The following is a 23,725-nucleotide window of genomic DNA, read 5'->3' on the forward strand; positions in this document are numbered from 1 at the left end:
AATTATTGGAATTGGGCAAGGAAGCGCACATCATTCTCAATCAGGGCGCGAATGTCCCTGATGCCCCAGCGGATCATCGCCAGGCGGTCCAGGCCGATGCCGAAGGCAAAGCCGGTCAGCCCCGTGTAGCGGGCCTGCGCTCCGGGGTCCAGGCCCAGTTCGCGGTCCACGGCTTCAAAAACATTGGGATCCACCATGCCGCAGCCGGCAATCTCCACCCAGCGGGGGGCCTGGCCGTCCACCTTCAGCTTGACGTCAATTTCAAAGCTGGGTTCCGTGAACGGGAAGAAATGGGGGCGGAAGCGCACCTCCGTTCCGGAACCGAAAAGGGCGCGCAGAAAATATTCCAGCGTTCCTTTCAGGTCGCCCACGGAAACGTCCGTATCCACATACAGGCCTTCAAGCTGATTGAAGGCGGAAAGGTGCGTGGCGTCAATTTCGTCGCGGCGGTAGGCGGAACCGGGAGCGATGACACGCACGGGCGGCAGCTGCTTTTCCATGGAGCGGATCTGCACGGAAGACGTGTGCGTACGCAGAAGCTTGCCGGAATCAAAGTAAAATGTATCCTTCTCATTGCGGGCCGGGTGATCTTCCGGCGTGTTCAGCGCGTCAAAGCAGTGGAACTCGTCCTCAATCTCCGGGCCGTCCGCCAGGGCAAAGCCCATGTGGCGCAGAATGCGGACGGCTTCATCCCTAACGATGGTGAGGGGGTGCAGACCGCCAGGCGGCAGGGAGCGGGCCGGAAGCGTCAGGTCCACACCGGCCACGGCGGCCTTGTCCGCCTGGGCCTGCACTTCCTCCAGCTTGGCGTCCAGAGCTTCCGTAATGGCCTTGCGGGCCTCGTTAAGCAACTGGCCGACAGCGGGCTTTTCCTCTCTGGGAACGTCCTTCATGCCCGTCTGGGCCAGGGTCAGTTCCCCTTTTTTGCCGAGGATGGCCACGCGCGCGTCTTCCACGCCGCGCCTGTCAGACGCCTGGGCGATGCGTGCCAGGGCGTCCCGTTGGATGCGTACAATCTCTTCCTTCATAAAATTTGACGGGCAAGAGCTTACCCGTCCCCCCCGCCAGCGTCAAGCCCTTCGGGCCGCGGGGAGGTCACTCAAAAGAAAATGGCGGACCCCGGAAAGGGGGGAAAAGAACAATGAACCTCTCTTCCTAGTCACTAATCCTTAACCATTAAATCTCCCCAGCAAATTACACGTATCCCGGCCGGGCGGACATGCGGCCGGAAACCATGCCGAGCACGCAGAAAAAGGTATAAACCAGGCAGAACGGCAAAAAGGAGCCGCCCTGATGCAGGAAGGAGGTAAACAGCAGGCTCAACAGGGCGCCCATGGTAAAGCCTATTCCCTGGGACATGCCGGAAAGCCTGATTGATTCGGAAGGGGTCCGGGCCCGTTCCACCATCAGCGCCATTCCGCGGCTGAATACGGTTCCCGTCGCCAGACCGAACAGAATAGCCATCCAGAGAGCCCAGTCCGGAGGGAGATACAGGATGCCCCAGCAGGAAAGGGCCGCCAATGCCATGGCCATCACGATGAGGAGCCCCCGGCCGCCCGTAGCCTTTTCCAGCACGTGTGCGGAAAGCGTGGCGGGCAGCTGGGCGAACATGGCCACGGAAAGGATGAACCCGGCATCCTCATAGCTCATGCCCCGCTGCCTCAGAAAGATGGGAATCCAAGTATAAAAGAAATAGGCCGCCCCAACGCGGCTCAAGTAAAAAACGGTAACCTGCCATGCTTTGCCGCTGCGCAGCAGGTTGTGACCGGAAGCCGCCGGATCGCTTTGAAACACGCCGGCCGGGTGCCTGAGAAAATAAGCGCCCCATACCAGCATTCCCAGCAGAATGGGGATAATCCAGACCCCCAGGCCGAAACGCCAGCCTCCCAGCATGTTGGAAATGGGAACGGACAATCCGGAAGCCGCAGCGCTGCCCACGCCGATCATGGCGCTGTAAACCCCCATCATGGCGGAAGCATGGTCAGGAAACTGGTGCTTAATCAGTCCGGGAATGGCCGCCCCGGCAATTCCCATGCCCAGCCCCATCAGAACCATGCCGCCGTATAACCCCGCTACGCCGTCCCAGCTGCGCCAGAAAATTCCGGCCACCGCCAGAAGCTGGAACCAGAAAATGATTTTCCACGGCGTCATCCAGCGCGCCACGCGTGGAGAAATGGGAGCCGCCACCCCCAGCACAAAGACGGGCAACAGGGCGAACAGCCCTGAATTTTCCAGGGAAAGCCCCATATCCCTTTCAATCGTTCCCAGCAGCGGATCGGGAGAATCAAACCCGGTACGCAAATTGAAGCACACGATTAAAAAGGCGACAAACAGCAGCATCTTTCCCCTGATGCCTCCGGAAGTCCCTGCCTTATCCATCCCATGTTATACATCCTTGCCCCCGCCCCTGTTCAAAAGTAACAGCCTTCCGGCTGTCAGCGGTCCGGAAACACGGCATGACGGAAAGACCATCAGGGGAAACAATCTCCCTGCGGTTTTCCATCCCCCCTGCCATGAAAAAGCGCCGCCGTCCCGGAGAACGGCGGCGCCCGAACACGCTAACCTCTTAAGCTTTCATTTGGCAGGGCGTTTGCCGTACACCAGCGTCCGCCTGCCGTCCCAGGAAACGGCTTCAATCCGCGTAGAACCTTCCGGATAGGGAACCGTGGTGGAGGAATTATCCCTGGAATCTGTCCCCACCATGGTGATGCGGACCATTTCCCTGTCTTTGTATGTTTCAAAGACGACGGCGTTTTTCCACACGTCATGGGAAACAACGCGCCTGTTGCCCTGCTCCGTAACGCCCTGGTTGTAAACGCCGCGGACAGGCAGTCGGTTCTTATATGCTTCCGCGCTGTTGACGGAAATATAGTAAATGACGGGGCTTTCCGGCTTTTTGTACTTCCTGGCGTAGGCAATCAGGTTCTTGCAGTCGGCCTCCGTGATGGTCATGCGGGCGCAGGTGTAGTCGTCCAATTCCTGGTCAATGGGCTTGAGCATGCCCGTTTTCCGGAAAAAATCCGTCAGGTCCTGTCTGGCGGCGTCGCAGGCGTTCTTCATGAACGCAAGCTGGAGCTCGCCGTCCTTCTTGCCCCTGGTATCCATCTTGATGGCCTTATAAAAGATATCCGGATAAAAGTCGGGATTACCCTTCCCGGCTACCTTGAAATACAGCTCAAGCTGCCACAGGGGGGCCAGCTTGACAAAATGGTCGTGCACCATCGGACGGTTATCCCCGCCGGAACGCTTGTCCGGCCCGCTCTGGACAAGCCAGTTTTCCCCCTTCAAAATGCCGTTGTTCAGATAGGCGTTGAAGCGTCCGCCAATCATGTTGCCGTCCCCGCCGTTGATGCGTTCATGCTCCAGGCGCATGCTGGAGGGATTCAGCATGTAATTCACGTAAGCGGAGTAAATGTTATTGGTCACTTCTCCGGTGGAGACCCATTTCATGGCGGGGCGCACCTGGTTGACGTGGCCGAACTCATGGGCAATCCCCCAGGCGCTGCCGGGAATCCTGTCCGGATTGCCGACCTCCTTCATGGTGCCGTTATGAAAGGCGGCCCCCGTGCCGTCCGCGTGCATGAACCCGTTCCAGATCACACGGCCGAACATGCGGTTTTTGGGCAGCATCCTGTACTTGTACAAGCCCATGATCTGCTGCTCCATGCCGATAATCCTGTCGTACAGGGCAATAAGCTCCTCCCCCTTGTCCGGACAGAATTGTTTAAGTTCCTCCACCGGATACACCAGATGCACGCGGCTGCCCACGATGTCCACAACTTCCGTGGGGGAGTTTTCCAGCATCTTCTTCCAGTCGCTGTTTTTGCTGACTCCTCCCACGAAAACTCCGTTCACCTTGCCGGACAAAATGGATAAATGCACCTTGGGAGCCTTCTTATAATTGGGGGTGAAATACTCAATGTAGCCAAGCCCCTTGTTCTTCGCCCTGATGATGTTGACCCCCTCCTTCAGCGGATAGGAGCTGTGGCCTCCGTCCCGCCCGAAGTTGTGGATAACCAGATTCAGCTTTTCACCTTTGGGATCCCCCATGACCAGCAACACGTCCTCCCCCTCCTCAAAAAAGATGCCGGTGGGATTTTCAAATTTGCTGTACTGGCTGGTACGCAGGCGTTCCGCCAGATCCTTGACCGGTTCATACGGTTCCGCCGTAAGGGCGCGGGCCTTGCGGTCAAATTTCTTCTCCGCCATCCGCGTGGCGAGCCCGCGCACAAAGGGGTCCTTGATTCTGGCGATGCGGTCGCGCGTGACATTGGGCTTCAACGCCAGCATGTATTCATTGGCGAACACATTGGAATCCAATGCTTTCAAACCCTCCTCCGTAATCGGCGCACCCCCTGCTTCCTGGGCGGAAAGCACGCCGCCGCCCAGCACGCCGCAGAGGGCCAATAAAAGAACCCCCTTTTTCAACAATGGTGAGAAAATCATATTTGTTAAATAATACTGTTCAGTTTCCGGAATTGTTTCAAGGAAAAACGCCCGGCCCCTCCCATGCCCGGGAAAAAGCCCCTTTGTGTGACATGGAACGCTCAGGCCCAGGGAAAAAAACTGTCCATCCCCCTTGACGGGGGCCGTATAATGACGCTCGCAAAACATTTTTCCATATGAATACAGAAACACATCAATTTCAGGCGGAAGTCCGGCAGCTGCTGGACATTGTCATCAACGCCCTTTACAGCGACCGTGAAATCTTTGTCCGCGAACTTGTCTCCAACGCTTCCGACGCCCTGGAAAAACTGCGCCTGAAGCAGCTGACGGACTCCAATATTTACCAGCCGGACAAGCCCCTGGAAATCACTGTAGCCACGGATAAGGAAAACAAAACCATCACCATCGCGGATACCGGCATCGGGATGACGGAAGCGGACCTGGTGGAAAACCTGGGAACCATCGCCCACTCCGGCACCAAAAAATTCATGGAAGCCCTTAAGCAGAAGCAGGAAGGCGGAGCGGACCTGATCGGTCAGTTCGGCGTGGGCTTCTACAGCTCTTTCATGGTGGCGGACCGCGTGGAAGTGTTCACCCGCTCCTATGAACCGGAAGCCGCCTCCCTGCGCTGGTCTTCCGACGGACGGGAAGGCTACAGCATCGAAACGCTGGCGGAACCGCTGGACCGGGGCACCCGCATCGTCATCCGCCTGAAAGACGAATATGAAGAATTTTCCCAGGAATACCGCGTCAAGGAACTCCTGCGCCGCTACTCCAACTTCGTGGGGTTCCCCCTCAACTTCAACGGAGAACACATCAACACCGTCCAGGCCATCTGGTCCAAGTCCAAATCCGACGTGAAGCCGGAGGAATATGACGAGTTTTACCAGTTCATCTCCCATACGGATGAAAAGCCCCTGTCCTACATGCACTTCAGCGCGGACGCCCCTATTGCCCTGAATGCCCTGCTTTTCATCCCCAGGCGCAATCCGGAAATGTTCGGATTCGGCCGCGTGGACGCCAACGTGGCCCTGTACTGCAAGCGCGTGCTGATTGACGCCAAGCCGGAAGGCCTGCTGCCGGAATGGCTCCGCTTCCTGAACGGCGTGGTGGACAGCGAAGACCTGCCCCTGAACATTTCCCGCGAAATGCTTCAGGACAATTCCCTGGTACGCAAAATCAGCGACATCATCACCAGGCGCTTCATCAAGCATCTGGAAAAACTGGCGAAGGACGACAAGGAAACCTACAGGGAATTCTACGCGCAATTCTCCCGCTACCTGAAAGAAGGCGTCGTCACCTCCTGGCCGAACAAGGAATCCCTGGGCAAGCTGCTCCGTTTTGAATCCACGTCCACGGAACCGGGGGAAACGACCTCATTTGAGGAATACCTTACCCGCATGAAGGAAGGGCAGACGGCCATTTACGCGCTTACCGGCCCTTCCCGCTCCCATCTGGAAAACAGCCCGTACCTGGAAGCCTTCAAGGCCCGCGGCTATGAAGTGGCCTTCTTCACGGACCACGGGGACGAATTCGTGCTGGACTCCCTGTCCAGCGTGGACGGCAAGCCCGTCACGATGATCGACCGCGCCGACGTGGAACTCCCCGCCCTGGAAGAGGAACAGAAGGACGCCCTGCCCCAGGAGGAAGCCGCGGCCCTGGAAGAATGGCTGAAAGGACTGTACCCGGACAAATTCTCCAAAGTCACCCTGGGCAAGCGCCTGGTCAGCGGAGCCGCCGTAGCCCTGCAAAGCGGCAATGACATGGGGCCGGAAATGAGGGCGTACATGAAAGCCATGGGGCAGGAAGTGCCGGAAAGCCACCCGCAGCTGGAACTGAACCCCTCCAACCCTCTGGTGAAAAAGCTTTCCGCCCTGCGGACGGAAAACCCGGAACTGGCGCAAATGGTGGCGGACCAGATCGCGAATACCGCCCTGCTCCGCGCCGGCATGCTGGACGATCCCGCCGTGCTGGCCCAGTCCTCCCAGGCCCTGATGGAACAGCTCCTGCTGAAGTAGGGGCCCCGGAAGAAACAGCTTCCTTCCCCAACGCCAACGCCGCTCCCTGCCCTCCCCGCCGGGGGCGGCTTTTTCATTTCTCTTCCCGCCATGAACTCGTTACGCCACATGCCCCGCCACGTTCTATTCCTGAGGCTGGCCTATCAAGCGGGCATGTGCCTGCTGGCCCTGGTCGCCGTAACGCTGACCGCCATTGACCTGACAACGGAAGCGGCGGAATGGGAAGTCACGGCGGACCGCATCATCTACTGGATTTTTGTGCTGGATTATGTGATCCGCTTCTCCATCAGCCGGTCCAAATGGCTCTTCGTTAAAGAACACCCCTGGGATTTGCTGGCCATTATTCCCTTTGACGCCCTGTTCCGCCTGTTCAGATTCGCCTCGCTGGGAGAAATCTTAAGGCTCGCCAGATATCTGGACCTGTTTTCCTATGCCATGAGGTTCACCACGCGCATCCGGCGTTTCTTCAACACGAACGGATTCAAGTATATCTGCATCGCCGCCCTGGTCATCATCCTGCTGGGGGCCGTAGGCATCCATCTGGCGGAAGGCATGAGCCTGCCCAACGGCATCTGGTGGTCCTTCGTCACGGCTACCACGGTAGGCTACGGGGATACCTATCCGGTCACCACTTCAGGCAAATTCCTGGCTGTATTCCTGATGCTCACGGGCATTGGATTCGTGGGAACGCTCACCAGCACCATCACTTCCTTCTTTCTGAGTCCCCACGGCGGAGAAGCGCTGCCGTACCGGGAGGAGGAAATTGAGGCCATCAAAAAGAAACTGGACGACCTTTCCTCCATGACGGATGAAGACATAGACACCATGGCGGCCCTGCTGAAGACCCTGCGGGACGCATCCTCGGCACCTCCAGCGGAAAAAGAGGAAACGCCTGATATCCATTCCGGAAAAAACTGAAAAGATCCGTTTGGTATTACATCGGAAAAGACGTCCTGTCCGTACCAGGGCAAACACCAAATACTCAACCGTTTTTCAGTGAGAAGCTCTTAAGTCTCTATGTTGATTACCAACTGCTTGGCCACCTTTAAAAAAAAGAAACGCCGCAATAACAATGTTGGCCAAAGGAACCAGTTTTAAAAACACCCACCATCCGCTCTCTCCTATATCATGAAGCCTTCGGACATCCGCAACAATATTGAAATATATAAAACAAATAAAAATAATAACTGTCAACACCAACATTCCTGCATCATTCCCTGTTTTACTCCACATCATTACAACTCCACAAAGAAGAATACTAGCCATCATTGGCAATATCAGCAACTTTAGCACCCAATATTCAGATCTGGAAATACGACCGGAAAAACTGACATATTTTTTCAAAAATAAATTTCTATTCGCATTCCCCATTTTTATAGAAGCATTTCCCTCTATCTCTCTGCGGATTTTATGCATATCGGAAGCAGATACGGAAGACTTCAAAATCTCCTGTACGTCAGACGCATTACACTCTATTCCCAACTCATTATTCACGATGTCTGCAACTGCTTTAGAACTCGTTTTTGTCAATATTGCGACGTCCACAAGTTTATTGTATGCATCAATACGGGATAGCCTTTCTTCCGACTGTTCCATAACTTTTTTCATTGGTGATCTTTTTATAAATACAGTAACTATGCCTCTTCTCTCTTCCCTTTACATTACTCCCAGCTTCTTCAGCATGGAGATGGCAACGGTATTTCCCTGTTCCGCAGCCAGACGATACCAACGTATTGCTTCTTGCCTGTTTTTAGCGACTCCATGCCCAAAATAGAAACATGCGCCCAATCTTCTTTGTGCTTCTGCATTTCCTTTTTTGGCTGACAAAAAATACCAGTTTACGGCTTCTCTTTTATTTTTCCCAACTCCGTTTCCAAAAAAATAACAGTCTCCCAGCATCCTCTGGGCTTCCCGTTTCCAAGGTTCGAGCTAAAACATGTTCACCCATCAGAAAGACTGTTCCAAATATGATTAATGTGGAAATAGAGATATTCATTTTTACCTGTTCTAACGGATTCCCAATCCGTACACTTATATTGAATAATGTAGAAAAAAATCTAACATATTTTCATAAATCATTGTTTATCCACTTCCATCTCCTCTCTCGTTCTTGTTTGATTTTTATAGCTGTTATCAGCACATTTTAGACTTGTGTACGGATTGGGAATCCTCTGTTACAACGTTCTTCATGAACATACCTACTTCCTCTTTCCCAACTGACGCAGACCAGGCCGGAATCTTCCTCATCCGTTCCCTGGGCATTCCGCCCATGGACGCTTTCCTTCTTTTAAAGGATCTCCTGGACACCAGCCGCGGAAGAGGCGACAGAATAACCCGGGCCAAACGCTGCATACGGCTGGGAGGAGAGGCTCTTGCCGACAGGGAAAAAAGCGTATCGTTTTCCCAGGCTGTCCGCGCCAGCCTGGAAGCAAGGAAACACCGCCGTCCCCGCACGCTGCAGGAAATCCGCTATATGGCCGCCCGGATGATGAAAAAATGCCCGGAGCTGGCAAGGAAACAGGTCCGTTCCATCACTCCGGAAGATTGCGGGCGTTATCTCCGCAAAAGCTTTCCCACTCCCCGCCAGCGGCACAAGGGGCGGCTGATCCTGAGCGGCATCCTGAATTATTCCCTGAAGCGCGGATGGTGCCGCAGAAACGCGGCCTTTCTGGTTCCTCCCCCCATCCTCAGGGAAAAACGCATCAGGGCCCTTTCCCTGTACGAGGCAAAGCGGCTTCTCCACACTGCGGAACAGTTGTTCCGAGGGGAATGCCTGCCGGCCTGCGCCCTGATGCTGTACGCGGGTATACGCCCCCACGAGGTCAAAAGGCTGACGTGGAAGCATATCAATCTGAAATCCGGCCTGGTTTCACTGGCGCCCACCCATACCAAAACGGGAGGGAGCCGCCATGTTTCCATCCTTCCCGTGCTGGGTTCCATCCTCAGCCGGATGTCTTCCGCCGGTTCCCCCGCCCGTTCCGTCTGCCCGCCCAACTGGGAAAAGAAATGGAAGGAAGTAAGGCGCCGGTCCGGCATCCTGAAGAAAAGCGGATGGGTTCAGGACGTGCTGAGGCATACCTACGCCTCCTACCACCTGGCCCATTTCTGCAATCAAAACCTTCTCCAGAAGGAGATGGGACACTCCTCCCCCTCCCTGCTGCTGGCCCGCTATCTTAATATGGAGGGCATCACCTCCGCAACCGGCGCCATGTTCTGGACGCACAGCTTTGTTTCTCCCGCTCCGTTAAAGGAAGACTGACAAAAATCCGTCTGGAATTGCGCGGCCAAAGGCGGAGCAATCCCCTGCGCCATCAGACCGGAGGCGCATTTGTTTTGCCTTGAATCCAAAATAAGGCACAGTACAACAGACAGGGCTGGGGGACAAATACGTGGAGGGTTTTGCCTTGAATCCAAAATAAGGCACAGTACAACAGCACTACAGCATAATATCCAGAGCCAGAGGTTTTGCCTTGAATCCAAAATAAGGCACAGTACAACGTCTTTGTTCCTAATGGAAAGAACACCGTTGTTTTGCCTTGAATCCAAAATAAGGCACAGTACAACCTTCGCATAACACACATAATGCAAAGTCGGGTTTTGCCTTGAATCCAAAATAAGGCACAGTACAACTCATCACTCTTTCCGGCGTTCCCCTCATCGTTTTGCCTTGAATCCAAAATAAGGCACAGTACAACCATTTGACAGGGGAGACTTCCATAAGCTCAGTTTTGCCTTGAATCCAAAATAAGGCACAGTACAACAATATCTAAAATCCTCAAACCTCTACACCGGTTTTGCCTTGAATCCAAAATAAGGCACAGTACAACGGAGGAACCTTCTACCCCTACGGACCTGCTGTTTTGCCTTGAATCCAAAATAAGGCACAGTACAACTTGTGGCGCAGCATGCGCCGCGGCCATTGGTTTTGCCTTGAATCCAAAATAAGGCACAGTACAACGTAGCGCAGGTAGAGCTGACGGATGATCATGTTTTGCCTTGAATCCAAAATAAGGCACAGTACAACGACTTTGATGCCGAAAATAATGCTTATCATGTTTTGCCTTGAATCCAAAATAAGGCACAGTACAACAGATACTGTGCCTTATTTTTATGTTCAGCGACTTATAAAAAAATACGGCGTCCGATATTTTTACCAGAGGAGCATCTGCTGAGGCAGGGAAACCTCCTGTCGGGGACAAGACCTGCCATGAAAAACGAACATCTTATCCCACTGGATATTCGTAACGAAAAGACAGCGGACAGAACCATCAGGCGGTATCATTTTCTGGATTCTGCGGGAGTGGGTAGCCATTCTTTCCTGAGTAACGCACGCGCGGGCATAGACGCTATACTGAATCATCGTATAGCCGTCTTCTAAAAGAGCCTTACGGAAATATTGATAGTTTTTTTTATCTTCCGGCGTGGTTGTGGGAAGATCAAAGAACACAACTAGCCAGCCCATTTTATAGTTGTCATAAGCCATGGTTCATACGGTTCGGATTGTCCGGCAAGAACTGCTTTGCGGAAACTGCGGCAAACGGCCTCTACCGCCGCTTTCAACGGCAGCTGTTTATCCCGGTACATGACAGAAGCCTGCAAGGTGGCTGTAATATGTTGCCTGAACTCACGGGTGATTTCTCCTGCTCTCTCTTCTGTTTTTCCTTCCCGCAGGCACAAATGAATCCAACGGGCCACATTGGCGTCAAAGGCAGGCCTGAAGGGTTCCATCAGATCATAAGCCAAAGGCGCCGCATGTTCCCGGGATTGATGAAAAATGCCGAAGCAGGGATCCAGCCCCAGAGCAAAGAGATATTGCAATATGCAAGACAACAGAATAGCGTACGCATAGTTGAAGAGGTTATTAAACCCCTCCTCATGACGTCCCCTGCGAAAATCGGAGTTTGCCCATGTATCCGCAAATACGCTCCAGAACAGGCGGGCGCACTCTGCTTCCCTCGCCGTCTTTTCCGTCACGGCCATTCTCTTCAGCTCCGCAATGGCGGGATGATGCGGATTCCATGCTTGGGCCAGAGCCGTCTGATTCCCACACTTGGCATCCAAAGTCTTTTGCCAAAGGCGGTTCCGCAAACGGGCCGGCATATCCGCCAGATGTCTTAGCAGACCGGTATCCGTAGACCGATCCGCTGGCAGGAGCAGCACGGCAGGCCTGTAGCTTTCACACAGCACAAATCCTATTCTCTTCCTGGCCAGTTCTATCAGCAAATTGCTCGTGAGCGTCGCCTTAAAAGAACTGAGCACAACAGCCCCCACATCCTCCAGCGGAATCGTTCGGGGAGAATTCTCTCCATCCGCGCATCTGAGTTGGCCCTTGTCGCAGCTCAGATGGCATGTATAGGCATCTATGCTTAGAATATGGTATGACATGTAAAATGCCTTATCGTGGAGTTCCCGTATAAGAAGTAGGGTATCTTTTCATCTGGTATTTTTTTAATAAAGAAATGAGATCTACTTCACGCCAATTACATTCATGCGTCTTATTTTTAGGTACAGCGCAATGCGCTCTCTGAAGATCTAATTTTACGCCACCTTTTGAATCCTGTATGGATTCAATTCTCCATACACCTGCATGCTTGGGATCTTTAGACGAGGTTAAATGAATCAACATGCCTTTTTTCAAAATGCGCACCGGCTTGCCGCCGTTCTGTTCTTTCAGGGCCATGATTCGCTTAAACACCTTAATATGTCTGATCACCACCGGCTTGGGATCTAACGCCACTCCATAATTGCCATCAATTTCTATGGCTGCCTTAAGAGCCTTCAATTTTGACGGGCCTTCCGGAAACACTCCGACCAATTTGCTTGCTTTTACCTGATTTTTTTCCTTCTTCCCATCTTTCTTTTTGGAAAGAGAAACCATGGCATCCTCCCCGCTTCCATCAACAGAAAGCACTCTCTGCATGGTTTCCTTGAGTAAAGCGCCGCCCATGTCTGCAGGGACATGCTGAATGACCCTCTGCTCCATCAATTGTTCACGAATATTTTCTTTAAGAGAGGCGGAAAGATCACGCAACATCATGCGTCCATCATCATTCAGGACATAATGACGCTGATTCGCAACAGGCCTGACTTGAGGTATCAGTTTTTCCGGAATTCGGCGCATGGCAAGAACACGTCTCAGCAAACCATTATGATGAGCGGGTATGATATAGGGAATAAGCCCCAGCACACAGGCATCCAAGGCATGATGCAAATGAGTGAGAGAACGCAGGTTTTCCTTAAGAATCTTGCCGGAGTCCGGGTCGGCAGCTTCCGGGCATAATTCCTTAAAGACCCCAAAAACATCCCACGCCTTGCGAACTTCAGCAGTAACAGCGCCGGGAATCATGTCGATGTGCGCATCCGGCAGAGAGGTTTTAATAGACTTGCATGCCAGTTTCATCAGGTGGGAACTCTGCGTCATCATGCCTTCCGTCATGCCTATTTCCTTCATGGCCTCGTGATTTTGTGATTGATGTTTATGAGACAATCCCCTCACCATCAGTAAGGCTTTGCGCTTCTTTTTGCGCCTGCGGTCATCTTCATGCCCCTTCTTGTCATCCAACTTTTCAACCAATTCCCTGTAATTATTCAGGGAACAAATATGCAGGTTGGGTTTATCCGGCACAGGATTCTCCTGCTCCTGCTCCACAAAGTCGTACCCGGTGCGCTGACCTTTCATCCTATTGACTCCCGGCCAGGTAAGAACCAGAGAAGAAAGCGCGTTAGACTGCCGGAAAGAATGGGGCACGATATGTTCCAGCTCCAGATTTTCCAGCTCATGATCGCCATACGTTGCGCCGGTGAACGGGCATGTCCAGTTCATGTCCATGGCAATGCGGCACTTGCGTATCAGGTTGGCAGAAAGCGCTTTCCCCGGCAACTTCCGTTTTAATCTATTGACGGCATCCGTATGGCTTTTCTGGCGCAGAGTTAGTTCTCTCTGAATTTTTTTGCTGTCCATGGCGGAAAACGTCGTCAGCTCCTTGCCAACTTCCACGCAAACGCGGGAGATTCTGTCTTTTTGCCCGTCAGCGAAATCTTGAATCAGATCCTTCAGCAAGCGATCCAGAATCAACATACGGTGACGCACAAGGTGGTTGTTGGTCATCGTATCAAGACGGCGCTCTTTCTGGTGCTGATTCACGGAAGAATCCGTATCAAGGAGGCAATACAGGCAACCGTCATGCGCTTTCAGTTCCCCATCCGGATGCGCTTCCCCCCGGGCAGGACGCGTCGGATCTTCTCCATCAAGAATTTCTTCCACCACTTTTTTCAAGACGGTGCGGGCATACGGCGCACGCCCCGTCGCATATTTGGGTTTTAACGGAGTGTCGGCATAATCCGCCTCTTTCTTTTTAGATTCTTTCTCTATTTTCTTTTCCAACGCCTCGCCAGATTCCCCACGAGACTTAAGCAAATTCAACAAATAGTTTGGAGTAACGGACTTCCCGCGACGCAGGCGATTGGCGGCAATTCGATACACAGACGGCGAAAGAATTTGCCCGATGCCGCTTCTTTGCAGAACTTCCACGGCAGGGTTCAGGTAAAGAGCCTCTTCGCTGTCAGGATGCAAAGTAAAATAGTTGCTTACATTAGTCTCTGTCTCCTTTCCCAGACGGGAAGAAATAGCCTTCTCCAGAGAGGCTTTGGTCAACTTGCCTTCCTGTCGGGCCTGATTCATCAATTCTCTGCGTATCTCTGCAGAAAGAGGTTCTCCGTCTGCACGGATATTGCATAAAATCCGGGCCATGCGGTATTCATAAAATTCCGGGCAATTCGCCGTGGGCACCTTGGATAGTTTTTCTGCCCGTTCACGGGCGCTTTGCTCAGAATTGCCTTTCTTCAACTCAGCTTCATACACCTGCGCCCACGTGACAGGGCAGCGGCTGATGATGCGGTTATCAAAACGGGGGATTAACTGCCCGAACAAAAGACTTCCACGATAACGCCGAGCCAATTTTATCCCGTGCTGAAGCAACACGCCGCGCTGTTCCGTTGTCAGGGGATGATGCTGCGCAATCAACTCTATGATCTCCGCAGTCAGCCCAGGAATCAGAGGCGCGGAAAGCTCCAATATGCGCCGTACCTCCTTTTCCACGATTAAGCGAGGAAAGGCGGTATTGAGATTTTTATAAGCCGGCGTTGAAACCTCCATCGGAGCATCCGCTTTGCCTTCTTCCAGTTTCAACTCCCGGCAAATGGTTTCCGCCATGGTCGCCGTCCCATGTTTATCCATCAAATCTTGAGCATGCTTCACTCTCTCGGTATCCTCACCGTTCCCGCCATCTTCTGAAAGGCTGTTAGACCATGAGGCATTATTGTCGTACCCTCTGTTATGAGCATACCAGCGGAGAACATGCCAAAGCTCAATCGGGGCGAGAGTTCGATGCCCTTTTAACGCTTCTGACGCCAAATAAAAGGGAGCGGGGTGCCCGGAAGTTTCTTTCATTTCCGGCGTGATGATTTGCGCCTGAACCAGCAATCTGCCGATACGCTCAATGCGAACGCGCCGGGAGCGGATATTGCGTCTCAAACGTCTGTATTCACGCCTTTTAAATGCCTGACAATCATCTTTCGGAAACAGAACCGTACCGCAACCGCAAACCGAGGGATCCGCATCATCATGGGATGCGGAAGCAATGACAGCCCATCCAATGGATGCATAACCAATATCAAACGAAAAAGTGAGAGAACGCGACATCACAAAAAAACTGCTTTAATTCATATTATATGCCAATATTGCATTCCATCAAGTATTTTAAAAATTATTCCATTCAGAAAAAAAACAGTTGACAAAACATCTGAACATCACTTTAACTCCCAACGGATTCAAGACAAAATTTGAAATGCAAACCGATTTTCCTGACTGCCAGCCAGTCACACCGGTAACAAAAGCATTTTTATCAAACTGCCATGTGTTTCAGCACATGGCAGTTTTTACACCTTCTGAAAGTTCGAAAGACTGACAAAAATCCGTCTGGAATTGCGCGGCCAAAGGCGGACAATCCCCTGCGCCGGGAGCGTCCGTCGCCCCTCTTTTTTTCAACCTTTCCGCCATTCTCCAACCATGCCAGCAACCAGCCCTCCCCGCGCCTGGGCCGAAATCGACCTTGGGGCCATCCGCCATAACCTGAATGTCGTCAAACAGGCGGCCAAAGGGGAATATTACATGCCCGTCGTGAAGGCCGGCGCCTATGGCCACGGCCTGGAACAGGTTTGCCGCACGCTGGATTCGGAAGGCATCGCTTTCTTCGGGGTGGCCAATGTGGGAGAAGCCCGGCGCATCAGCCAGGCGGGCTGCCGCACCCGCCCTTACATCCTGGGCCCCGCGTTCCCGGAGGAACGGGAGGAAATCGTGCTGAACGGCTGGCGCTCCTTCATTTCCACCATGGAGGAAGCCGCGCATTACAATTCCCTGGCGCGGCTGTACGGAAAGACGCTGCCCATCCACCTTTCCGTGGATACGGGAATGGGCCGCGGCGGATTCCTGCCGGACCAGCTTGAAGAACTGCTTTCCCGCCTGGGAGAACTGGACAGCCTGCATCTGGAAGGCCTGGGCGCTCACCTTCCCTGCGCGGACGAGGACCGGGAGATTACGCTCAGGCAAATCTCCCGCTTTGAACAGATGGCCGCCCGCATCCGGGAAAAACTGCCTTTGAAGTACTGCCACCTGGCCAACAGCGCCGCCTCCCTGGATTATGAAATTCCCTCCAACAACATGTGCCGCCCCGGCCTGGTGCTGTACGGTTTTTCCCCCATTCCCTCCCCATGGGCCGCGCAATTGAAGCCGGCCATGGCCCTTTTTTCCCGCCTGACGGTGGTGCGCACGCTGCCGGAAGGCCACGGCATTTCCTACGGGGGTACCTTTGTGACGGACCACCCCACCAGGGTGGCGACCGTAGGCATAGGCTATGCGGACGGCTACCTGCGTTCCCTGGCCCACAAGGGCGCCCGCGTCATGGTGGACGGCGTTTCCTGCCCCCTTCTCGGGCGCGTGACGATGGACCAGATCATGGTGGACGTCAGCCGGGCGCCGCACGCGGAACCGGGCATGACCGCAGAAATCATGGGGCCGCATATCCCCGTGACGGAACTGGCGGAAAAGGCCGGCACCATTTCCTGGGAGATTTTTACCGGAATAGGCCCCCGGGTACCCCGCCACTACACCCACTAAACCAGGCAGGAGGGAAAAGGGCCAAGCCGGCCGCCCATTTCTGGGGGCTTCTTTCCCGATTGACGGACAGACAGAAATATCGTTTAGTTAGCCAGTATGATGAAGGTTTCCACCAGAGGACGTTACGCGCTGCGCCTGATGATTGACCTCGCCCAGCACCGCGACGAGGGTTACATCTCCCTGAAGGAGATTTCCGCCAGGCAGGACGTTACCGTACGTTATCTGGAACAGATTATCGCCATCCTTTTGAAAGCGGGATTCGTCCAGAGCTTCCGGGGAAAGGCCGGCGGATACCGCCTTTCCAGGCATCCGCGCGAATATACTACGGAAGATATCCTGAAACTGACGGAAGGCTCCCTCCTGCCCCTTTCCTGCACGGCTTCCCACGAGAATCCGTGCCCGCGGGCGGCCGGCTGCGCCACGCTGCCTTTCTGGCGCGGGCTGCAACAAGTCATTGAGAATTATTTGCGTCGCGTAACGCTGGAAGATCTGGCCGAACAGCAGAAGGAAATCGGCTGCGACTACGGAGCAGGTATTTAAGCAGCGGCCGCGGGCCTGAACATTTCCCTTTCCTTTCCCATTCCGGCCCATGTCCCGTTTTTTTTACCCGGAGCTTGACATTTGCTTTCCTTTTCATTATTTATTCCCTAGTTTTCCGATAGGAATATAAAAACCATGAGTAAGAACCATCGATTTGAAACACGCCAGATCCATGTGGGTCAGGAAAGTCCGGATCCGGCCACCGATGCGCGCGCCGTGCCTATTTACGCCACCACTTCGTATGTCTTCAAAGACTCGGAACAGGCGGCAGGCCGTTTTGCCCTGGCGGAGCCGGGCAATATTTATAACCGCCTGATGAACCCTACCGCAGATGTTTTTGAAAAACGCATCGCCTCCCTGGAAGGAGGGACGGCCGCGCTGGCCGTCTCCACCGGGGCTGCCGCTGTCACGTATGCCATCCAGAACATCGCCCGGGCCGGGGACCACATCGTTTCTTCTTCCACCGTATATGGCGGGACGTATAATCTCTTTGCCAATACGCTGGCGGACGCCGGCATAGAAACCACTTTCGTGGATGCAAGGGACGTTCAGAATTTTTCCAGGGCCATCCGGAACAATACCAAGGCCCTGTACGTGGAAAGCCTGGGCAACCCGAACTGCGACATCGTGGATATGGAAGCGCTGGCGGAAGTGGCGCACGCCCACGGCATCCCGCTCATTGTGGACAGCACGTTCGCCACGCCCTTCCTGTTCCGCCCCCTGGAACACGGAGCGGACATCGTGGTGCATTCCGCTACCAAATTCATCGGCGGCCACGGCACGGTGATGGGCGGCGTGATTGTGGACGGCGGTAAATTCGACTGGACGCAGAACGACAAGTTCCCCGGCATCAGCAAGCCCAACCCCAATTACCACGGAGCCGTGTTCGCTGAGGTATGCGGCAATCTGGCCTATATCGTCAAAATCCGGGCCACCCTGCTGCGGGATACGGGAGCCACCATCAGCCCGTTCAACTCCTTCCTGCTGCTCCAGGGGCTGGAAACACTCTCCCTGCGGGTGGAACGCCATGTGCAGAACGCCCTGCGCGTAGCGGACTATCTGGCCTCCCATCCCCAGGTGGAGAGGGTGAACCATCCCTCCCTGCCGGACCATCCGGACCACGACCTTTACAAGAGATACTACCCGAACGGGGGCGGCTCCATCTTCACCTTTGAAATCAAGGGTGGCGCGGAAAAAGCTCGCAAATTCTGCGAAAGCCTGGAACTATTCTCCCTGCTCGCGAACGTGGCGGACGTCAAGTCCCTGGTGATTCATCCGGCCTCCACCACCCATTCCCAGATGACGGAGGAGGAACTGAAGGCGGGAGGCATTACGCCATCCACCGTGCGGCTTTCCATCGGGACGGAACATATCGACGATATTCTGGAAGATCTGGAACAAGGCTTCCGCGCCATTCTCTAACGATTTAACGGCAGCAACGCTCTTTTCCTACAAGCCATGAGAATTTACAAAAACATTACGGAACTGATCGGCGGCACCCCGTTGCTGGAACTGACCAATTACGAACGCAGGAATGGCCTGAACGCCACGCTCCTGGCCAAGCTGGAATACCTGAACCCTGCCGGCAGCGTGAAAGACCGCATTGCCCAGGCCATGATTGATGCGGCGGAAGCCGCCGGGAAGCTGAAGCCGGATTCCGTCATCATTGAGCCCACCAGCGGAAACACGGGCATCGGCCTGGCGGCGGTGGCCACTTCACGCGGGTACCGGATTATATTGACCATGCCGGAGACGATGAGCGTGGAACGCCGCAACCTTCTGAAAGCCTACGGCGCGGAACTGGTGCTGACGGACGGCGCGCTGGGCATGAAGGGAGCCATCTCCAAGGCGGAGGAACTGGCCGCGGGACTGCCCAACAGCTTTATCCCCGGCCAGTTCGCCAACCCGTCCAACCCGGAAGCGCATTTCCGCACCACAGGCCCGGAAATCTGGAATGATACAGAAGGCAAAGCGGATATTTTTGTGGCGGGCGTGGGTACCGGAGGCACCATCACAGGCGTGGGCAAGTACCTTAAAACCCGTAATCCGGACATCCGGATCGTGGCTGTGGAGCCGTTCTCCTCCCCCGTGCTGACCCAGGGCACGGCCGGCCCCCACAAGATTCAGGGCATTGGCGCGGGCTTCGTGCCGGGAACGCTGGACACCTCCGTGTACGATGAAGTCATCGCCGTTACCAATGAAGACGCTTTCTCCACAGGGAAGGAACTGGCGCGCACGGACGGCGTGCTGACGGGTATTTCCTCCGGAGCAGCTCTCTGGGCCGCCACACAGGTGGCGCGGCGCCCGGAGAATGAAGGAAAGACCATCGTCGTCCTGCTGCCGGACACGGGGGACCGCTATCTTTCCACCCCTCTGTTTACGGACTGATTCCTTCCATTCCCTGCCATGAAAAAATTCAATCTCCATCTCTACCTGGTTACGGATGAAGCATCCAAATGCCGCCTCAGCCTTCTGGAAACCGTACGGAAAGCGGCGGACGGAGGAGTTACCATCGTGCAGTACCGCTCCACCAATCCGGATGCGGGAACCTGTTACCGGGAAGCTTTGCCCATACGGGATTTCCTGGCTTCCCGCGGTATTCCCTTCATCGTCAACAACCGCATTGACCTGGCTCTGGCGCTGGAAGCAGACGGCGTCCACATCGGCCAGAGGGATCTTCCGGTTCCATCCGTCAGAGCCATGATCGGCCCGGATAAAATCCTGGGACTGTCCGTCTCCAATAAGGAACAGCTCCGCGCCGTGGATGCCTCCCTGGTGGACTACCTGGGCATGGGCCCCGTCTTCCCCACCATTTCCAAGCTGAACGCGCCTCCCGTGCTGGGCGTGGAAGGCTTCGCCGCTCTGGCTTCCCAATCTCCCCTGCCCGTTGTCGCCATCGGCGGACTGGACGCGGAACGGGCCCGTCAAGTGCGCGCCACGGGAACCGCCTCCGGAATTGCCGTTGTCTCCGCCATTTGCGGAGCGGAGAATCCGGAAACCGCCGCACGGGCTCTTGCCTGACGGACGTACCGCAGGAAATACCGGACAATCAAGCACTTTTTTACGCCATGCTTTCATCGACAGACCTTGTTCAAGCCGTTACCGCCGATTTGGGAAAAATCCGGGAAACGGCCCCGCTGGTTCTCTCCCTGACCAATTCCGTCGTCCAGCCCCTGACGGCCAATCTCCTGCTGGCCATAGGCGCCGTCCCCGCCATGCTCAACGACGCGGAAGAAGCGGTGGACATGCTCCGCAGCGGAACAGGCGCCCTGCTGGTCAACCTGGGCACCGTGACGCGTGAACAGGGAGCCGCCATGCAAACGGCGGTGCGGGAAGCCAACCGGCTGAATATCCCCTGGGTGCTGGATCCTGTGGCCGTAGGGGCTCTTTCCCTGCGCACGCGGCTGGCGGGGCAATTGAAGGAACAATCCCCCCGCATCATCCGCGGAAACGCTTCTGAAATCATGGCCCTGGCCGGCTATTCCTCCGTCACGAAAGGGCCGGAAAGCACCAGCTCCAGCGCAGACGCCCTGCATGCGGCCAGGGAACTGGCCCTGCACACGGGGGCGGCCGTGCTCGTTACGGGGCGTACGGATTATTCCACTGACGGCCGCCAGGTAACCGCCACGGAAAACGGCCACGCCATGATGTCCCGGGTTACGGGCGTGGGCTGTTCCATGGGAGCCCTGTCCGCCGCCTGCGCCGCCGTCTCCCCCACCCCCCTGCAGGCGGCCGTTTCCACAGCCGTACTCATGGGCATTGCCGGAGAAATGGCCTTTGAACAAAGCCCCTCCCCCGGTTCCTTTGCCGTATCATTGCTGGACAGCCTTTACGCCCTTTCTCCGGAAGACGTTGTCCGCAGAGCGCGCTTTCTTTCCCTTTGACAGTCTTCTCTTCCCCGGAAAGCAACTCCGCTGCCATGCACACGGCCTGACCCGGAAATCTCCGGAAGGGGAAGCACATCACCAGGAGCTGCCCGGGAGAGGGGAACCTCCGGCACCCTCCCCGCTAGAACAACCTGCGCCATATTTTCAGGCATTCCGCCTGCGGAGCAGGAAGCGGCATGCCGGGGACCTGACGAATCCCGGCACAGCCATTTGCCTATGCCGACCGCCAGAGCGCCGGAACCGCAAGCGGATTTAGTGTTGAGAAATACCTGCGGCCTTTTATAATGGAGGCAACCCATTTCAGCATGGCAAACTCCACTACCACGCAAAAACTCTGCAACTGGTTCATTCAGCAGGCGAACGCCAAGGAGCTCATCCTGACGCCCGTCAAACTGAACCATCTGGTCATTCTGGCGGACTGGTGGCATCTGCACCGGACTGGCGCTTTCCTGATCAATGAACGGGTGGAAGCCTGGCCTTCCGGTCCGGTACTTCCTTCCATTTATCATGAATACAAGGATCAGCCGCCCTACTCTTCCATAGAGCATCCCAGCCGCCGCCAGCCCCCTTTGGAGGAGGAAACGGACATTATCCCCTTTCTGGAGCATATCTGGAACGTCTATGGCAAATATACGGCCCAGCAGCTCGGACGCATCAACACCGCCCCGTCCTCCCCATGGAAGCAGTCCCAGGGCAAGCATGAACAGGCGCACCGCCAGCAAATCACGGAGGAGCACGTACAGGCGTACTTTAAAAGCCTGGCCGGATAGTTCCGGAAAAAACAGCCTGCCGCTTACCTGTACAGCCTTTTTCCAATCAAAACATATCTTTGAGTAAAAAAAAACTTGCAAAAAACGGCCTCTTCCGCTTTAATGCGCCCGCGCCGCAAAAGCGCCCGTTACATAGCCCTATAGTGTAATCGGTAACACAGCGGATTCTGGTTCCGTATTTTGGGGTTCGAGTCCTCATAGGGCTACCACTTCTAATAAAAAGGCCGTCTCTCCGGAGGCGGCCTTTTTATTTTCTTTCTATTACCGATTCCGCTCTGGACAACAAGGAGACGGCAAAAAATCTGGAAGCAAAAGATGATTCTTTGACAGAACCTGTTTCCTCCCCGTTTATATTGGAAATATGGCACGTCCCTTACCCATTCTCGGCGGCATTCTGCTATCCTTCTCCCCTCCGGCAGAAGCAACAGCCCAATACAGCATTATCCCTGAGCCGTCCAGAACGGAACTCAGACAGGAAACAGCTAAAACTTTACAGCTTCTTTCCGACCAGGAAGTTCCGACCCTGGAAACGGACGCCTACCGGCTCACGGTCACCCCGCAGGGGGCGCACCTTGCTTCCGGAGGAAGGGAAGGCAGAATTTACGGGCTGGCAACCCTCCGCCAGCTCCGGGACCAGCTGGCGGGACAGCCGGAGGGCATTCCCTGCGGCGTCATCACGGACAAGCCGCGCTATCCGTGGCGCGGCCTCATGGTGGATCCCGCGCGGCATTTCATCCCCGCGGCCGATCTGAAAAAATTTGTGGATATGATGGCCTACTACAAATTCAACAGGCTGCACCTGCATCTGACGGACAACCAGGGCTGGAGGCTGCCCGTGCCCGGCTACCCCAAATTGAAAAGCGTCGCATCCAGGCGGGAGGAAAGCTTCGGAGACGGAATCCCCCACGAAGGGATGTACACCAAACAGGAACTGAAGGAACTGGTGGCGTACTGCGCAGCGCGCGGCATTGATGTCATCCCTGAAATAGACATGCCGGGCCACAACCAGGCGCTTCATGCCGCCTACCCGGAATTTTTCTGCTTCCCCAAACCGGACATGAACGTGCGGACGACAGCGGGAAACAGCAAGGAACTGGTCTGTCCCCAGAAGCCGGAAGTCTGGAAATTTTATGCCTCCGTCTTTAATGAACTCAAGGATATCTTCCCGTCCGGTATCGTTCATCTGGGCGGGGACGAGGCCCCCACGGAACTCTGGGAAAAATGCCCTCTGTGCCGGGAAGCCCGGACCAGGGCAGCCATGAAAGACGAACAGGAACAGATGAAAGCCTTTTTTGCGAAAACGGCAGCTCTGCTTGCCAAAAACGGGCAAACGCCGCAATTCTGGTATGAGGGGAACGCCGGCATTTACCATCCGGGGGAAACGGTTTACGCATGGCGGCAAGGCCAGGCCCTCCAGTCCATTGAGAAGACGAAAAAGGCGGGATTGAACCTGATTATGGCCTCCAGCGAATACTGTTACCTGGATTTTCCCCAGATTCAGGGGCAGCGCAACTGGGGATGGATGAAAACCACCACCCTGCAAAAATGTTATGACCTGGATCCCGCTTTTGGAAAACCGGAGAAAGAGGCAGGCCATATCCGGGGCGTGCATGCCCCCGTATGGGCGGAACGCCTGCCGGACTTGAACCACTTGCTTTACCGCGCCTATCCCCGCGCCTGCGCCATTGCGGAAGCCGGCTGGTCACCGATGGGCGTGCGCTCCTGGGAAAACTTCCGGCGCAAGCTGGCCGACCACCGTCAATTCATCCTCAAACGCTTCAATTATGATATGGAGCGCACTCAGGGGAATGAACCGGCCTTCCGCTGGGAAAACAACAAGTAATTTCACCGTTTTTCCTTATCACGCATCCCTTACCATGGTAGAATCTT

The 23,725-nt window shown here is 54.9% G+C and carries 19 protein-coding genes, 1 tRNA gene and 1 CRISPR repeat array; of the genes, 12 read left to right on the top strand and 8 right to left on the bottom strand.

The window, feature by feature from the left end; all coding sequences use genetic code 11:
- Positions 1–2: 2 nt before the first annotated feature.
- The 3 genes from pheS to AMUC_RS10675 form a co-directional block, all read right to left on the bottom strand.
- Positions 3–1,028, bottom strand: a complete 1,026-nt coding sequence (gene pheS / locus AMUC_RS10665; RefSeq protein WP_012421024.1) for a phenylalanine--tRNA ligase subunit alpha — start codon at positions 1,026–1,028, stop codon at positions 3–5.
- Between the two features lie 166 nt (positions 1,029–1,194).
- Complete coding sequence (locus AMUC_RS10670) at positions 1,195–2,379, bottom strand: MFS transporter (protein ID WP_012421025.1); 1,185 nt, start codon at positions 2,377–2,379, stop codon at positions 1,195–1,197.
- Between the two features lie 195 nt (positions 2,380–2,574).
- On the bottom strand, positions 2,575–4,446 hold the full coding sequence (locus tag AMUC_RS10675) for a M60 family metallopeptidase (protein ID WP_157738287.1): 1,872 nt from the start codon (positions 4,444–4,446) through the stop codon (positions 2,575–2,577).
- Between the two features lie 176 nt (positions 4,447–4,622).
- On the opposite strand from AMUC_RS10675, the gene htpG reads away from it, so the two are divergent.
- Positions 4,623–6,464 carry a molecular chaperone HtpG gene (htpG, locus tag AMUC_RS10680; protein WP_012421027.1) on the top strand — a complete coding sequence of 614 codons (1,842 nt, stop codon included), beginning with the start codon at positions 4,623–4,625 and terminating at the stop codon, positions 6,462–6,464.
- A 90-nt stretch (positions 6,465–6,554) separates the two neighbouring features.
- Positions 6,555–7,382 carry a potassium channel family protein gene (locus tag AMUC_RS10685; RefSeq protein ID WP_081429228.1) on the top strand — a complete coding sequence of 276 codons (828 nt, stop codon included), beginning with the start codon at positions 6,555–6,557 and terminating at the stop codon, positions 7,380–7,382.
- 75 nt (positions 7,383–7,457) lie between these two features.
- Here the strand turns inward: AMUC_RS10685 and AMUC_RS12190 are convergent, their stop codons facing one another.
- Both AMUC_RS12190 and AMUC_RS10695 read right to left on the bottom strand, forming a co-directional pair.
- Complete coding sequence (locus tag AMUC_RS12190) at positions 7,458–8,072, bottom strand: DUF805 domain-containing protein (protein ID WP_081429230.1); 615 nt, start codon at positions 8,070–8,072, stop codon at positions 7,458–7,460.
- 48 nt (positions 8,073–8,120) lie between these two features.
- Positions 8,121–8,363: a tetratricopeptide repeat protein gene (locus tag AMUC_RS10695; protein ID WP_052294491.1), complete on the bottom strand. Its 243-nt coding sequence runs from the start codon at positions 8,361–8,363 to the stop codon at positions 8,121–8,123.
- A gap of 289 nt (positions 8,364–8,652) precedes the next feature.
- Here AMUC_RS10695 and AMUC_RS10700 point away from each other — a divergent pair, with 289 nt between their 5' ends.
- Entirely contained in the window at positions 8,653–9,723 is a 1,071-nt protein-coding gene (locus tag AMUC_RS10700) for a tyrosine-type recombinase/integrase (RefSeq protein ID WP_012421030.1), read from the top strand.
- Between the two features lie 71 nt (positions 9,724–9,794).
- Positions 9,795–10,554: a CRISPR direct-repeat array (repeat unit 36 nt; unit sequence GTTTTGCCTTGAATCCAAAATAAGGCACAGTACAAC).
- Positions 10,555–10,614: 60 nt separating this feature from the next.
- On the opposite strand, the gene cas2 is transcribed toward AMUC_RS10700, so the two are convergent.
- From cas2 to cas9, 3 genes are read right to left on the bottom strand one after another with little or no spacing between them, the layout of a single operon-like run.
- The gene (gene cas2 / locus AMUC_RS10705; RefSeq protein ID WP_022196948.1) at positions 10,615–10,947 is read right to left on the bottom strand and encodes a CRISPR-associated endonuclease Cas2; all 333 of its coding nucleotides are present in this window, start codon (positions 10,945–10,947) and stop codon (positions 10,615–10,617) included.
- Positions 10,914–11,849: a type II CRISPR-associated endonuclease Cas1 gene (cas1, locus tag AMUC_RS12195; RefSeq protein WP_012421033.1), complete on the bottom strand. Its 936-nt coding sequence runs from the start codon at positions 11,847–11,849 to the stop codon at positions 10,914–10,916. The genes cas2 and cas1 overlap by 34 nt, the downstream gene beginning before the upstream one ends.
- A gap of 10 nt (positions 11,850–11,859) precedes the next feature.
- Positions 11,860–15,165 (bottom strand): type II CRISPR RNA-guided endonuclease Cas9, encoded by a 3,306-nt coding sequence (cas9, locus tag AMUC_RS10715; RefSeq protein ID WP_012421034.1) that lies wholly within the window; start codon positions 15,163–15,165, stop codon positions 11,860–11,862.
- 366 nt (positions 15,166–15,531) lie between these two features.
- Between cas9 and alr the strand changes: the two genes are divergently transcribed.
- From alr to AMUC_RS10760, 9 genes are all read left to right on the top strand, one after another.
- Positions 15,532–16,638 (top strand): alanine racemase, encoded by a 1,107-nt coding sequence (gene alr / locus AMUC_RS10720; RefSeq protein WP_012421035.1) that lies wholly within the window; start codon positions 15,532–15,534, stop codon positions 16,636–16,638.
- A gap of 99 nt (positions 16,639–16,737) precedes the next feature.
- Positions 16,738–17,178, top strand: a complete 441-nt coding sequence (locus AMUC_RS10725; RefSeq protein ID WP_042449298.1) for an RrF2 family transcriptional regulator — start codon at positions 16,738–16,740, stop codon at positions 17,176–17,178.
- Between the two features lie 135 nt (positions 17,179–17,313).
- Positions 17,314–18,600 (top strand): O-acetylhomoserine aminocarboxypropyltransferase/cysteine synthase family protein, encoded by a 1,287-nt coding sequence (locus tag AMUC_RS10730; RefSeq protein WP_012421037.1) that lies wholly within the window; start codon positions 17,314–17,316, stop codon positions 18,598–18,600.
- 36 nt (positions 18,601–18,636) lie between these two features.
- Positions 18,637–19,566 (top strand): cysteine synthase A, encoded by a 930-nt coding sequence (gene cysK / locus AMUC_RS10735; RefSeq protein ID WP_012421038.1) that lies wholly within the window; start codon positions 18,637–18,639, stop codon positions 19,564–19,566.
- A gap of 18 nt (positions 19,567–19,584) precedes the next feature.
- On the top strand, positions 19,585–20,199 hold the full coding sequence (thiE, locus tag AMUC_RS10740; RefSeq protein ID WP_012421039.1) for a thiamine phosphate synthase: 615 nt from the start codon (positions 19,585–19,587) through the stop codon (positions 20,197–20,199).
- Between the two features lie 47 nt (positions 20,200–20,246).
- Entirely contained in the window at positions 20,247–21,062 is an 816-nt protein-coding gene (gene thiM, locus AMUC_RS10745; RefSeq protein ID WP_012421040.1) for a hydroxyethylthiazole kinase, read from the top strand.
- Between the two features lie 308 nt (positions 21,063–21,370).
- Positions 21,371–21,835 (top strand): Panacea domain-containing protein, encoded by a 465-nt coding sequence (locus AMUC_RS12200; protein ID WP_157738288.1) that lies wholly within the window; start codon positions 21,371–21,373, stop codon positions 21,833–21,835.
- A gap of 134 nt (positions 21,836–21,969) precedes the next feature.
- Positions 21,970–22,044: transfer RNA gene (locus AMUC_RS10755), tRNA-Gln, on the top strand.
- A 152-nt stretch (positions 22,045–22,196) separates the two neighbouring features.
- Complete coding sequence (locus tag AMUC_RS10760; protein WP_012421042.1) at positions 22,197–23,678, top strand: beta-N-acetylhexosaminidase; 1,482 nt, start codon at positions 22,197–22,199, stop codon at positions 23,676–23,678.
- Positions 23,679–23,725 lie beyond the last annotated feature (47 nt).

The sequence above is a fragment of the Akkermansia muciniphila ATCC BAA-835 genome, assembly GCF_000020225.1.
GTDB classification, from domain to species: Bacteria; Verrucomicrobiota; Verrucomicrobiia; order Verrucomicrobiales; family Akkermansiaceae; genus Akkermansia; species Akkermansia muciniphila.

What these genes read in the sequence shown, in the direction of transcription:
- cas2 (WP_022196948.1), bottom strand. Translation starts at nt 10,947, where the DNA reads ATGGCTTATGACAACTATAAAATGGGCTGGCTAGTTGTGTTCTTTGAT.
- htpG (WP_012421027.1), top strand. Translation starts at nt 4,623, where the DNA reads ATGAATACAGAAACACATCAATTTCAGGCGGAAGTCCGGCAGCTGCTG.
- pheS (WP_012421024.1), bottom strand. Translation starts at nt 1,028, where the DNA reads ATGAAGGAAGAGATTGTACGCATCCAACGGGACGCCCTGGCACGCATC.
- cas1 (WP_012421033.1), bottom strand. Translation starts at nt 11,849, where the DNA reads ATGTCATACCATATTCTAAGCATAGATGCCTATACATGCCATCTGAGC.
- AMUC_RS10685 (WP_081429228.1), top strand. Translation starts at nt 6,555, where the DNA reads ATGAACTCGTTACGCCACATGCCCCGCCACGTTCTATTCCTGAGGCTG.
- thiE (WP_012421039.1), top strand. Translation starts at nt 19,585, where the DNA reads ATGAAAAAATTCAATCTCCATCTCTACCTGGTTACGGATGAAGCATCC.
- AMUC_RS10670 (WP_012421025.1), bottom strand. Translation starts at nt 2,379, where the DNA reads ATGGATAAGGCAGGGACTTCCGGAGGCATCAGGGGAAAGATGCTGCTG.
- AMUC_RS10730 (WP_012421037.1), top strand. Translation starts at nt 17,314, where the DNA reads ATGAGTAAGAACCATCGATTTGAAACACGCCAGATCCATGTGGGTCAG.
- AMUC_RS12200 (WP_157738288.1), top strand. Translation starts at nt 21,371, where the DNA reads ATGGCAAACTCCACTACCACGCAAAAACTCTGCAACTGGTTCATTCAG.
- AMUC_RS10675 (WP_157738287.1), bottom strand. Translation starts at nt 4,446, where the DNA reads ATGATTTTCTCACCATTGTTGAAAAAGGGGGTTCTTTTATTGGCCCTC.
- AMUC_RS10760 (WP_012421042.1), top strand. Translation starts at nt 22,197, where the DNA reads ATGGCACGTCCCTTACCCATTCTCGGCGGCATTCTGCTATCCTTCTCC.
- thiM (WP_012421040.1), top strand. Translation starts at nt 20,247, where the DNA reads ATGCTTTCATCGACAGACCTTGTTCAAGCCGTTACCGCCGATTTGGGA.
- AMUC_RS10700 (WP_012421030.1), top strand. Translation starts at nt 8,653, where the DNA reads ATGAACATACCTACTTCCTCTTTCCCAACTGACGCAGACCAGGCCGGA.
- AMUC_RS12190 (WP_081429230.1), bottom strand. Translation starts at nt 8,072, where the DNA reads ATGAAAAAAGTTATGGAACAGTCGGAAGAAAGGCTATCCCGTATTGAT.
- cysK (WP_012421038.1), top strand. Translation starts at nt 18,637, where the DNA reads ATGAGAATTTACAAAAACATTACGGAACTGATCGGCGGCACCCCGTTG.
- AMUC_RS10725 (WP_042449298.1), top strand. Translation starts at nt 16,738, where the DNA reads ATGAAGGTTTCCACCAGAGGACGTTACGCGCTGCGCCTGATGATTGAC.
- cas9 (WP_012421034.1), bottom strand. Translation starts at nt 15,165, where the DNA reads ATGTCGCGTTCTCTCACTTTTTCGTTTGATATTGGTTATGCATCCATT.
- AMUC_RS10695 (WP_052294491.1), bottom strand. Translation starts at nt 8,363, where the DNA reads ATGCTGGGAGACTGTTATTTTTTTGGAAACGGAGTTGGGAAAAATAAA.
- alr (WP_012421035.1), top strand. Translation starts at nt 15,532, where the DNA reads ATGCCAGCAACCAGCCCTCCCCGCGCCTGGGCCGAAATCGACCTTGGG.